This is a genomic window from Deltaproteobacteria bacterium, from assembly GCA_020845775.1.
Lineage (GTDB): Bacteria > Bdellovibrionota_C > UBA2361 > SZUA-149 > JADLFC01 > JADLFC01.
Map to the genome: position 1 here is coordinate 1 of JADLFC010000167.1, position 13,259 is coordinate 13,259.

Below are 13,259 nucleotides of genomic sequence, written 5' to 3' on the forward strand. Positions count from 1 at the left end.
CCGAACTCTCTCTCAACAGCTCGCGAGCTAGCTTTATTACTAGTTCCGGTCTTGCCGTGAGCTTTCCCGTTGACTCTCTGGCTCTTTCCAGCCAGCACTGTGGGTTCCGGGGATTTTCTTGAGAGCTTACCATTGCTCCACTCATCCCTATCTTCCTCCTCGTCCTCCTCCTCTGACATGCGTTCGGCGCCCCCACTGCCATACACCATCACTGACAGGTCTCTGACCACGGCGTCTATATCAGAGGCTTGTGCCAACAGCTCCTCTGAAGCTGCCGCTGATTCCTCGGCGGAAGCAGCGTTGGTCTGCGTCACTTTGTCCAATTCGGTCACAGCGGTGTTAACTTGCTGAATGCCCGTAGTCTGTTCGCCGCTAGCAACCGAAATTGCCTTTACTAAGTCAGCAGCCTTTACTGAACTTTCCTTCATCTTCTCCAGAGCCCTAGCCATTTCCTCTGACACTTTTACGCCTTGCTCGGCTAAGTCTTTAGAGCGTTTGATTTTATCGCTTGTCTCCTTGGCTGCTGCCGCACTTCTTTGAGCGAGGCTTCGCACCTCTTCGGCCACTACGGCAAATCCCTTTCCAGCATCCCCTGCTCTTGCAGCCTCTACGGCGGCGTTTAAGGCGAGCAGGTTTGTCTGAAACGCGATATTGTCAATAGTTTTGATAATAGCCGCAGTCGCGTCAGCGGATTCGTTAATATCACCGATGGACGAGGACATTCTCTGCATTACATCAACCCCTTCCGTAGATAGCTCGTATACCTCGCTAGATAGTTTACTCGCTTGATCGGAGTTTTGGTTATTGTTTTTCGTCATCGACGACACCTCTTCAAGCGAAGCCGCCGTTTCTTCCAACGACGCCGCCTGCTCAGACACTCCCTGTGCCAGCGCCTGCCCACTTGCAGCTACCTGATTTGCAGCGTGCGTTACCTCCTTAGTGCCAGTCGTTAGCCGATTCATGACCTCTATGAGCGGCCGCGCAATAGATCTTGCGCTCAAGGCTGCGAATAATCCGATGCCTACTACAGCAACGCCCAGGACGCAGACGACTAGCCACTTTAATTCAGCAAGTGGCCTAAATGCCTCCTCGTCGTCGATTTCGGACATAATGACCCAGTTCATATCTTCGATGTTTAGTGGTCGATAGGCGCTTACCACTGGAACTCCGCGATAGTCCGGAAATACCTCAACGGCTGAAGTTCCGCCTAGCGCTGCCTCAGTGCCTTTAGTCTTTACCTCCTGAAAAAGTATTGAGGTGTTCTTTGCTCGAATCTTATCCAATGTTGCGTTAGGAACGCCTAGACCTGTCATCATGGAAAGGTATCCCTCTGAATCTTCGATTAAGAATCGCGACTTACTCCTCATCGAATAGTCCTGAGCAACGAGGTAGCTCTCCCCGCTAGCACCCAAGCCGATTTCTGACCATCGCTCCTTACTCGTCATTACTGAGTTAATCTTATCCACCGGCATTTGGAAAATAAGCACCCCAACTTTCTTATCGCCGTCAAAAATGGGCGAGGCGATAAAACTCGCTGGTGCCTCATACGATGGCAAATAGGGCGCAAAGTCTATAAGCTTTACATAACTAGAGTCAGTTGCGCCATTTGCCTCGCGAAAAACCTTGCCGAGATTTGATTCTGCATATGGCCCATCAATAAGAGATGTAGTAAAGTCTAATTCCTTAAACACCGTATACACCACATCGCCAGTATCCGGATCGACCAGGAACACGTCATAATAGCCAAACTTCTCCAAGAACCCACGAATTGCAGGGTGATATTTTGCATGGAGAGTGGAATAGGTCGAGTTGTCACTACCGCGGTCGAGTTTGTGTTTTGACCCAAGTGGATTTTGGTTTGCGCGAATGTAATAGTACTGTAGCGATACCGACTCATCGTCTAGCCTATTTAGGATTGACATCATATCAGCGGTTTTGCCGTTATTCTGCTTGCTGTACTCGCTGGAAAATTCGCCTGTATAATATGTGCCTAATTTTGTTCTTAAGTCAGACGTATTTGAAATATTATTATCCTTGGCGACTGTTCGGAACGCCGCCTTAAGCTCAACCATAGCTTGCACTATGCCGGGATCCTCAGACATCGACGCGACCTGATTTCGTATAGTCGCGAAGTAGTCTTCTATCTGTTCGCCCTTAATTTCTCGAATAGCAGTTAGCTTATTAAAAGTTTCCTGCCTAATTGTATTGCTAGTCGTGTTTAATGAGATTAACGCGAGCACCAAAACCGGCACTATGCCAGCTAGCAAAAAGCCAAGAATTAATCTCGCACGCAATGACAGTTTCTGTAACATGATAAAAATCCCCCCGAAATATAGTGAACGGAATTGCTTTCCAAATGGCTGAAGCTTTCGATTTTAGATGTGACTAAGGACTGTCTAGTTTCCAGCTTCGCCGAGTTTTATCTTTTATATCACGGCATCTGCCAAATAATTCTTTAACAGAAAAGTTTACCGGCCTAAGTGTTTGAATTAACACTTGTTTTAGAATCCATAGCTTTCGGCACAATGTAGCTCGCAATTGAAAGATGTAAGCAAACAATCACTGGCTTTGCATTAGTCCAGCAATGGCTGATATAATAAAACAGACATATCTTGTGTAATTAGGAACTAAGTAGAATTAAGCTAAATCACCAGCTATAGAGAATACAGCGCTTTTCTGGATGCATCTAATAAGTAAGATAATAAACTCGTAGATTAATTAGCTCGCAATGCGGCGTTACTTAAGTTAGGGGATCATTAGTGAGCGATTATGAGCGAATGATATGGTAACGAAACAAAGAAAGATGAAACGTTCAGCAGTTGCTAGGGTCGGCTTTTTAGCGGCAGTTGTGTTGCTGCTGTTTCTCCTGCCAAGTATGGCATTTGCTAGTCCGATTTACGTCGTGCATGGAGCAAATGGCAAAAAAATATTTACGACTCGTGTGCCAAGGAACGGATCGTCTTACTATGTTCTGCCGACCAATAGATTTAAGCGAGCGCATTTTAGTCGCATCGGCCGCCGGGGATGGAGCGCTAGCCCGATAGCCAAGAGCCAATTCGATCACATCATCGTTAAGACTGCAAAGGCTAACGACCTTGAGCCTGCATTGGTAAAATCAGTAATACACGCAGAATCGGCATTTAATCCGCGCGCTGTTTCGCCTAAAGGCGCTGTGGGACTAATGCAATTAATGCCACAAACCGCCAGGCGTTTCGGCGTGGCAAATAGTTTTAACGTCGAAGACAACATTGCCGGCGGTGTTCGTTATTTGCGCGTTCTTAGCGACAGGTACCGCGGGAATCTCCGCCTAATCCTTGCTGCTTACAACTCTGGCGAGCATTCGGTAGATCGCTATGGGGGAATTCCACCTTATAGAGAGACGCAAGTGTATGTGACGAGAGTATTAACGCTCCTCGAAAGATATCGCGCATTACAGAGAAAAGCATGATAAGCCTGACTGGATTTAGTCGAGTATTGCTACTGGCAGTCTCAATACACCCTTAAACCTTTCCAGCTTCCCAGTGGCAAATCGCCATTTAGCCCAAATTGCTCTATAAAAGGACGTTCTCCGAAGTTTGAAATGGGAAGAGCAGCCCATAATCCGCTCTCTGGTCGCCAGACTGCCAAATCATGGCGCCCATCGCCGTTAAAATCTCCCTGCACAGGTTGGTCTGTAGAGAGACCCCAATTTATAACCAAGGGATCCTCATCAGTTAATATGTTCCATTGCCCAGTTCCGGGTCGCCAAACTGCTATATCGGCCACCGCATCTCCGTCAAAATCGGCTTGAACGGGAACATCTCCCTCCTGTCCCCACGACGTAATTTTAACACTGCCATCGGCGAATAATATATACCATTCACCGCTCGACGGTCGCCAAACCGCTATATCGCATACCGCATCGCCATCGTAGTCAGCTGGAACTGGAATGTCCTCTTGCTCTCCCCAGTACAACGCTCGAACCTGCTGCTTAAGTTTATTCTGTATCAAAAGGTACCAACTAGCGTCACCTGGACGAAAAATCGCATAGTCCGTAATCCCGTCGCCATTATAATCACAAGCAACCGGAACGTCTCCGTTAAGGCCCCAACGCTCCTCTAGCCAGTCTTGGCCATTAGCCAATCTGGAAATCCATCTGCCATTTGAAAAAATCGTCGGACTATTATTGCCGTCTCCGTAAAAGTCACCTGCAACGGGAAATCCGAAACTCAGCTTAAGAGCCATGCTCTCAAATACCCCGTGAGCCCCACCATCTCTTGGCAAAAGCGCCTCGAAATCTCCCGAATCGCCAATTTCACGTGCAAGGAGGCCCGAGGATCGCCGCTTCTCAAACCACTTACCAGCCGAAAAATTAAATTCCGGCCGCCAGACAGCCAGATTGGTTTGTCCGTCCCCATCGCTATCGCCATAGACCATAATCTGCTTAGCGTAGCTCCCTAAGAGCCTCGCACTATACACTGTCGTGTCCCCCGCCAGCACTTCATGTGCAAACGATGTTGTTCTGCCATCTACGAAATTTCTAACTTCCACCTCTCCGCGAGTTTTGTTAAGCAATACTAGCTCCTCTGTCCCGTTCGCGTCGCAATCGCCAATTGCAATCTTCTCTCCACTACGTGGGCTGCGAACGAAGTCTTTAATTTCGCGCGCTTTAGAGAAGAATATTCTAAGAAGCCCAGAAGTTGTTTTTATGCCAAGGTCACTTCGCCCATCACCATCAAAGTCACCGACCAACGGCTCTACCATATCTACAAATGGCACTTGACCTAAGGTAAAGGCATGCCTATTGCCATTCGCTAACCAGCTATAAAAAAAAGTCTCGCCATTAGCCGAACGCTTAAAAATGATCCGGTCCGAATAAGTATCTCCGTCGATATCTCCAACTAATGGAAGCAGCAAGGCTTTTCTATCGCCAATTAATTGAAAAGTATCTTGCAAATGCTGCTCTGGCATAGCCGAAAATTTAATATACCAACCATCACCCGGGCGAAATACAGCTAAATCGCCTTTTCCGTCGGAGTCGAAATCTGCAACGAGAGGGACATCGTCGGCAAGTCCCCACTGAGTAGTTGAGACACCTTCACTTCCAGTTCCAGATATAAACCATTCTCCAGCATTGCGATAAACTGCTCTATTTAGCCCCAAGCCGTCTTTGTAGAGCAATGGAATATCCCCAAAAAAACCACCAAACTGCGGCCCTTCTACCACATTTCCCATGCAATCCACGTCTTGCCATCTGCCCGAGTGAGAATTGTAGAGAGCTATTCGGTTATCGACAAAACCCCCTCCTCCAACATTTGCCATACCACCACCTCCTTCTTGGCGCGCCACTTCTACGCCCGGCCATCGCAAGTCGTCGCTTGAACTCACTATGCTAGCCAATAGAGAGGAAACGCTTAAACTTTGAGAACTAGTCCTCATTCCGTCCGATGCCGAGATTACTAACTCCTGACTCAGTGACGTTGTATTGTCTTCGCTCACGGCGTATTGAACCGTCGCACCTTGAGGGTTATATGTAACTATGGAGCCCTTAGGTAGATTGGAAATATCTATAACTACCGGAGCGCCTTCTGGATCATGAACTTTTACAGCAAAATACAGCACGTCGGCGCTAGCATTTGCGGATATTGCAGAACTAATCTCAATAGCTGGCGCCGCATTTTTTGGCGCCACTGCAAGCCAAAATGTTTTCTCACTCAACAGCTTAGAAGAATCTACCGCTCTAAAACTAAGAGGCTGGCGTTTTAGATAGTCATTTGGGACACTCCATTTAAAACTGCCCCTATTTCCATTCTTTTTAAATCTGGCTCCAGGCATTTCGTTTAGCACGAACCTGTTAATTAGCTGAAAGGACTTAACTTGATCCAAAGCATCATCATCTTCAACCCAAAACTCTACGTAAAAATCCTGACCTTGCTCTACTATTATTTCATTGCGTTCATCTGCAACAGCCGCAGTCGTCAATATCCTTGGCTTGCGGTTAGTATCATAGATATCGATAAGGAGTGTAAGCTCACTAACAGCCAAAGAGGTGCGAGCAATTATAGAAACCGGGAAGCTCACAATTGGTTGCTTGCGATTAGCGACTGAGAAGTCGGGGGCGTAAAACAGCTCGGCCGTGCGCGGGTCGAACATTGCCCCAGGAGGCAAACCATAAGCTTCATACGTCAAGCCGGGCAGTTCATCGTGAGCGTCGACGCGGAAACTAGACTTAAGCACTCCGCCCTCGTAAACTTGCACCCGCTGCTCACTGCCAGAGCTAAAAGCAAGCGCCGAATTGCCTTCGCTCGCGCTATCACTCGTTGAAAAGTTAGGCGGATAAATTCCAGTAAAACACTCACCTCCTGGCGCACCAACGCCAGCATGCCTTTCGTACTGTGCTATAGAATAGCCAGAAAAGCCATCTGCGTTGTTTCTAAAAAATGGCCACATTAGAGAAGCAGGCGAAGTGTTGTCGTGCCCCATACCGAGAAAATGACCAACCTCGTGTGCTAAGGTCGATGCGATACTAAGCTTAGCACCTGAAAAATCTCCCCCCTGAGAGACAAACAATACAGCATAGTCCTTAGCAACGCACGAAGAGGCCGCATAGGCGAGGCCGAAAGTGCTGTGAAAGTTGCCGCGTCCAAGTACGACCCTTAAATCGTGTTCCGGGTGCGCTCTATTTTGCCACTCGTTATGCAATACATTTAGCATCCCGAAGGCATCGCCGCGATACGAAACATCGGCAAATGGATCAAAATAATCGTCTCGAAAAATTTGCACGCCGGCCAAATATATTTGGAGCTTTAATGTCTTTAGATATTTGTTGGCGCCGATAACAGCCTGAACAATTTCGCTTACTACTTCATCATCGCCACGAAGCCCAGTAAACTCTCCTGGGGAAATCGCAATAACATCAATCTGACGCCAAATATTCAAATTCGACTCTGCGTCATCAAGTTTTAAAGGGCCTTGCCCCTGCCGTAGCGTCGATAACATAGCTGGCGACATTTCTTCGCCAGGTACCGAATCCTCCACCAAACACTTGATTCCAGTATCCAGTTCCGAAAGACCATTAGCAAATATGTCCAATCCTTGGTCGTCTATCAAGCGGCTCTCGTCCACTGCTACGATATATTGCGCTAGACCTACGGACGGAAAAGCCAAAATATAACAAAGAAAGCCACTTAAGATTGCGAAATGCCGAACAAATTGCCTCATGCCGATACCGAACGCTAACACCGCCTTCCAAAAACTATTATTAGGGAAAAAAGCTATACCGTTTCCAAAAAGTAAGTCAAATATTTTACTTTTTGGAGACGGTATATTTATGGAGGCTTGAGTTACGCAGCTATGCGGCCGAAGGACGGCCCTATTACGCCAATTGCTCGAAGGATGCTAGCTGGCGAAATTTCGAGGTGGTTACAAATACTGACAAAGGAAAAAAGGTAGTCCTCATCGGTAGATAGAAAAAATCGACAGGCATCGCGATGCAGTTCTCCGCCTTTTTTTAGGTCCTCCATGGCAGTTCTCAGCACAGCTCTCATGAGGTTGCGCTCCGAATCTGCGGTGTCCATTGGCTCGACATCCTCAAATGCCGAGTAGATCGCTGTTTCTGCCTTCAAAGACCCTCCTCGTTTCACTTTTGTTCAACGAATACAATACCTTATACTTAAATAAACGAGGTATTATTATGAATTATATCGACTTATTGTGGAGTTTCCTTTATAGGAATTTCCAAACTACCGCTATAGCGCTAAAAACAGCTTCACCAAATGCCGCTAGTGTTATAGTTTAATTATGACGATATAAGTTGTTATAAGGATTTAAGTTTCAGACTATTGGCGGTGCTTACCGTCTTTTATGAGGTGGTTATTCGCTTCGCCATCTGCCTGGATTAATACTGAGCAAGGAGGGGGCATGTATATTAAACCTCTAGAACCACAACCAGCGATTAAAACGCCCAAGCAAATTCGCCAGGTGGCGAACGAAAGAAACGATGATTTAAACCAGGATCAAGAATTTGTCTTGGAAATAGAAGCACTCAAGGGAAGCGAGAAATACAGCCCAGGGGATAATGGAGATCACAGCAAAGAGCAGGAGCAGAAAACTCAAAAAAAAGATGACGAGAAAGCTTCTCTCCCTTCGACGAATTTAGACATTACTGCTTGATGCGTGCGTCGTTTTGCTTTCGTCTAATAGTTGCCTAACTGCAATTGCTACTTCGCGTAAATCAATAGGTTTAGACAAGCAGCGATCCACGCCGAGTTTTAGAAAGCGCTCGATGTCAAAAACAAATGCCTGTGAGCTAAGTAGTATTACGGGCACAGCCGAACCATTGACTGCAGATCTTATTACTGAAATTATATTCTCTCCCCCGGTATCCGATATCTCGCTGTCAACTAAGGCAAGTTCAATGTTATTAGAGCGCAGGACACTTATAACCTCCGCACCAGACTGAGCCCTGACCACGGAAAAGCCTTGGTGGACGAGGTACCTTTCGAGCATTTGTTGCGTATCGCTATTGCCCTCCACGACGAGAAGCTTTTCGCCATGCCCGCAGGAGACTGGGATCCCGGCAGATGCAGTCTGCTCGCCTCCAATATTGGTTTTATGGGAGTCTATTTCTGCAGCTGGCATCACTATCCAAAAAGTAGAGCCTTTACCTGACTCGGAAATGAAATCAGCCGTACCCTCGTTTACTTCAGCAAGTTTTTTTGTAAGCGGCATACCTAAGCCAGTGCCAACTTGAGCCTTGGAGTATTCATTTTCCACTCGTTCAAACGCACTAAAAACTTTGGCCCTATCCTCCTCTGAAATGCCCACGCCGGTATCTCGAACACTCAACTTGACGCGATGACCCGGAACTCGCTCGGCCCAAACAGTTATAGTTCCATCATTGGGCGTATATTTAATGGCATTGGTTAAGAAATTAATAATCATCTGCCGGGCATGTCGTTTGTCGCAAAGCATTGCTAAACCACTATCGACTTTTTCCAATACCAACTTGTGCCCCTTCTCGCTCGCCTGACTTCTTACCACATTGGTCAAGTCCGAGAGCAGCGCCCCGACATCGACTACTACTGGCTTCGCAGTAACCTTACCAGCTTCTACCTTGGCGTAGTCCAAAACATCCGTTACTAACTCGACTAGATGGTCCCCGCTCGATTTAATCATCTGGCAAGTATCTCGCTGAGATTCAGTAATCGGGCCACAAAGGCCATCGAGAATGAGCTCTACGCCATTTAAAATAATTCCCAATGGCCCGCGAATTTCGTGACTCAAATTTGCCAAAAACCCAGTCTTTGCACGAACAGACTCTTCGCTAACCTTGGTCATGTGTAGTAGTTGTTCAGTAAACTGAGCATCTACGAGCATTAAGGCGCCCTGCCTAGCTAGCAAAAATACTACCTCGATATCTGTCTTGCTTGGTTCAACCCCGGGTAGAAATTCGACGCGCAGTGCGCCAAAAACCTGCCCAGCAAATGATAGCGGCTGCGCTATGACGCGAGATTTTAGACCACGAGAAGAAACGACATTTTCCTCATTGGAGGCATCGAGCAACATTGACTGAGAAGCTAGGGACATTGGGCGCCCCAATACCAAGGCCTGAGACCATTGTTGCGTAGATTGATTGTAAAGCGCCAGTTCCACCGCTTGAGCATCGACCTGCTGGTAAGCTAATTCAACGATTCGCCGCAGATTCAAACCTAGATCGTTCGCCGAAACGTTACCCGGCTTATTAAAAGCGTATGAGGCCTTGTAAAGCCTTGTCGACTCATAGAGAAAACTCCCAAGCTTCTCTTCCAAATCTCCCTGAACTATTGGCAAGCCTAAATTACACACCGCCGAATCAACTGCAGAAAGCATTTTTTTGCGCGAAAGAAACAACGCACACAACGACGTCCAGGCAATGAAGTTAAGCGCTGAAATTATATAAAAGTACAAAGAAGGCTCCGCTATGCCAGATAACATCAAAAGCATAGGTACGCTTCCTACGAGAATGCTAGTAGCCGCTGGTACGACAGTCCTTGTGTTTATCTTCACTTCTCCAAATTCAAATACATGCGAGCTTTTTCACTTACCGAACAACGATAGAACATAACGACAGTTTATCTAGCTATTAGATGCTTAATTTTCTTAGCTGTTGCCAAATAATAGATAATAATACCACCCTAGGAAACCGCGTTAGCTGTGGTCAATCTACTAGAAACACCTAAGGAAACAACTAAGTTTAACAAATCGCGTCGATAAAAAATCCATAATACTAAGAAGTAGCTAACCGAGCCCAGGAGTATTTTTCCAACAGCCACCCCGAGCGGCCCGATACTTCTAGCACAGAGCGCAGAAAACAAGGAAGTTACAAAAACCATAACTAAAACCCCACTCAGCGCCGGTAAAATAGCCCTAAAATACTCCAATGAAGTTATTTTAATAGCTGTCTTCAGGTATTTTAAAATCAATAAGGACAAAAATGGCATGATAATTAGCCAACAGGCATAAAAGCCATTTAGTCCAAAAAAGCTTCCTGCCACATAGAAAGCTGGCGGCAAAACTAGAGCTCCAGCTAAATTGCATTGAAGCTCATATCTCGGCTTCCCAAGAGCAAGAAAGAGTGGAGTTGCATTATTCATGAGCGCGCGCATTAAGCCTATAGCCGCCATAACTTCAAGTGGCGTAATCATTAGCCGCCATCTCTCGCCTAGTAAAGGTTCCACTGCTTCCTCCGCTATTACTCCTAGCCCCGCAATAAATGGCAACGCCACTGCTAAAACGCCCTCAACGCTGCGTAAAAAAGCCGATTTTAGTGCCTCACTGTCGCTCTTTAACTTGCTATAATACGGTATTAAGACAGGTCGCAATACGGAATTAATTTTCGATAGAGGCAAGTCGGAAAAGTAAAAAGCCATGGCGTAATACCCTAAAACCTCAGCGCCAAGGAGCCGCCCTACCAAGACATTATCGATAGACGAAAACACGATCCAACACAGTGTTGCGACAGTGGATGGCAAGCCAAATTTAAGAGCTTTCTTATATAGCTCGCCATTCCAAGCAAAGCCACGCGGCAAGCCTCTAAGGCACAGCAACCAGACTGACGATACGATGTCGCGGTATACAAATCCAATCACTAGAGCCCAGTACCCCAGACCAAATACTGCCAACACATACTGCAAAACTCCCCTACTCACTCCGACGCAAAAATTCATAGTTGCTATGGATCCAAATTTCAATTCGCGCCGCAGCATAGCATCGGGCACTACGGCAGCACTTCGAATCACAAAGGTACCAGCGATCGCTAGAAGCGGCGCCTCTAACTCCTCCGAATTATAAAAAGACGCCATCAGCGGGGCTAACACGGCCGCAATAATGGATAGGCTAGCTCCCAATAACATATTAAGAGAAAACATTTGCCTTTCCTTAGCTTTATCAAAATGTGCCTCCTGAATTATCCAAGTCATGAGGTCAAAGGAGGCTGCCATTGTAAGGTAAGGAACCAATGTCTCCGCCAAAGCCATCACCCCATAGTCCGAGGGCTCAAGCACGCGAAGCGTCAAAATGGTTAATCCCCAAGAAATTACCTGCCACACAAAAGTCGAGGAGGCTAGAATCCAGAGGGCATTGCGAGCTTCGACCGCTAATGGACTATTGATATTATCTGGCGTGTTTTTCAATTGTTCGCGATATTTTCGGCATGCCCTATGTGACTTTTTAAGCTACTGGGCCCTATATGTTATTAAAAGTACTTTGAGTAGTGTGGCCATTTGCGCCATAGTGAGTGAATATACCAGACTTAGCCAAAGTTATAAACAAATGTTCTTCCGCATCTACTACATACTGCTGATTATGGCCATTGGACTTGGTCTTCGCCTGGCACATATTGACTCTCGCAGTCTTTGGCTAGACGAAATGACGAGCATGGAGGTATCATCTCTCTCCATTCAAAGGATTTTTTCAGGTCGCGGATTTGATAGCCACACACCACCGCTGTACTATGCGATTCTACACTTATGGTTCGCTTTAGTGCCGGTGACGGAATTTTTTTTGCGCCTATTCTCTGCCATAATTGACACAGCTAATATCGCCTTAGTCTATCTAGTCTTTGCACGCCAATTTACTTGCCGCATTGGTCGAAACGCGGCGCTGCTTTATTCAAACTCGGCTTTTGCAATCTATTATGCGCAGGAAGGCCGCATGTATACCTTACTCGTCTTTCTCGCGCTGCTTACGTATTTACTAACGCTTGACCTCCTCCAAAATCGCCTAACTTTAAGCAAAAGTTTGTGGCTAGCAGCAATCGGCGTTTCTGGTATGTACACCCATTACTATTATGCGATTTTTCTTTTTAGCCTGGCATTAGGTGCGGCATTTAGCGGCAGGCATTCTAAGAAATTTCTTTGCAAATGGTTTGCCATATTATGCCTTATCGCCTTAGGCTTTTTGCCATGGATTAGGGTCGTGGCAAATCTAGCAATGAGCGGTGGACAGTCATTTCGCCAATTTACATTTAGCGTAATTCCCTATGCTTTTTTCCGCTTTTTTGCAGGCTACGCTCTCATGCCGCTTAGACTTGAGGACAAGACCCATATCGTAGGGACGATAATGAGCAATTTAGGTCTTCTGCTTGCATTTAGCCTTATCTTTGGTTTCGCCTTAGTTGGCGCATATAGAACAATTTACCGCGAATACAAGAATCATCTCGCACTGTTTCTTTCAGCCTCCATCTTGCCAGCTCTGATAGCATTAGCATTAAGTCTATTTGCACCCATGCTTAGCGAAAGATATCTCATCGTAATCTTTCCCTTTCTCTTTGGCGCACTGGCCCTTAGTCCAACTCTTAAAGTCCACTCCACACTAAACAGCGTCCTAAATATTTCCGCCCTCGGGCTAATCGTGCTTGCATTAGTAGCTCATCATGAAAGCGACGATTTTGGGAACACCCAGTGGAAGGACGCTGCTAAAACAATTGCCCAAGCTACAGACAGTAGCAAAATTGCCATAGTCAATCCGCATTACGCTAAGAACCTAATGCGCTACTACCTGCCGAGCGGTTTTGAGGTGATGGGCGTTAATGCCGACGACCTAAGCAATAAAGAATTTTCTGAAGCACATCCAGAGCTCGCAAATCAAGCCATTTGGTTAATCGAAAGTGGCGGGAAACCAAGTGCTTTAGCTTGGTGGAAGGCTAAGAATTTTAGTATTGCCAAACAATATTTTTTTCCTCTAGAAAACACTATCGCGCTTTATCACCTCGTCCCCCCACAACGGCAAGAGTAATCGCA

General features: G+C 46.4%; 8 protein-coding genes. 3 read left to right on the forward strand and 5 right to left on the reverse strand.

Going from position 1 to position 13,259, the window contains the following annotated elements; genetic code table 11:
- Positions 1–2,312: methyl-accepting chemotaxis protein (locus tag IT291_10560; GenBank protein ID MCC6221669.1), on the reverse strand; the 2,312-nt coding region annotated here is incomplete at its 3' end.
- Positions 2,313–2,875: 563 nt separating this feature from the next.
- On the opposite strand from IT291_10560, the gene IT291_10565 reads away from it, so the two are divergent.
- Positions 2,876–3,448 (forward strand): lytic transglycosylase domain-containing protein, encoded by a 573-nt coding sequence (locus tag IT291_10565; protein ID MCC6221670.1) that lies wholly within the window; start codon positions 2,876–2,878, stop codon positions 3,446–3,448.
- Between the two features lie 41 nt (positions 3,449–3,489).
- On the opposite strand, the gene IT291_10570 is transcribed toward IT291_10565, so the two are convergent.
- A complete protein-coding gene (locus IT291_10570) occupies positions 3,490–7,200 on the reverse strand; it encodes a hypothetical protein (protein MCC6221671.1) in 3,711 nt (1,236 codons plus the stop codon).
- A 122-nt stretch (positions 7,201–7,322) separates the two neighbouring features.
- On the reverse strand, positions 7,323–7,604 hold the full coding sequence (locus IT291_10575) for a hypothetical protein (GenBank protein MCC6221672.1): 282 nt from the start codon (positions 7,602–7,604) through the stop codon (positions 7,323–7,325).
- Between the two features lie 238 nt (positions 7,605–7,842).
- On the opposite strand from IT291_10575, the gene IT291_10580 reads away from it, so the two are divergent.
- Positions 7,843–8,151, forward strand: coding sequence for a hypothetical protein (locus tag IT291_10580; GenBank protein MCC6221673.1), 309 nt, complete (start codon positions 7,843–7,845; stop codon positions 8,149–8,151).
- Here IT291_10580 and IT291_10585 read toward each other — a convergent pair.
- A complete protein-coding gene (locus IT291_10585) occupies positions 8,134–10,026 on the reverse strand; it encodes a response regulator (GenBank protein MCC6221674.1) in 1,893 nt (630 codons plus the stop codon). The genes IT291_10580 and IT291_10585 overlap by 18 nt on opposite strands.
- 128 nt (positions 10,027–10,154) lie before the next feature.
- Entirely contained in the window at positions 10,155–11,651 is a 1,497-nt protein-coding gene (locus tag IT291_10590; GenBank protein MCC6221675.1) for a lipopolysaccharide biosynthesis protein, read from the reverse strand.
- 139 nt (positions 11,652–11,790) lie between these two features.
- On the opposite strand from IT291_10590, the gene IT291_10595 reads away from it, so the two are divergent.
- Positions 11,791–13,254: a glycosyltransferase family 39 protein gene (locus tag IT291_10595; protein MCC6221676.1), complete on the forward strand. Its 1,464-nt coding sequence runs from the start codon at positions 11,791–11,793 to the stop codon at positions 13,252–13,254.
- Positions 13,255–13,259 lie beyond the last annotated feature (5 nt).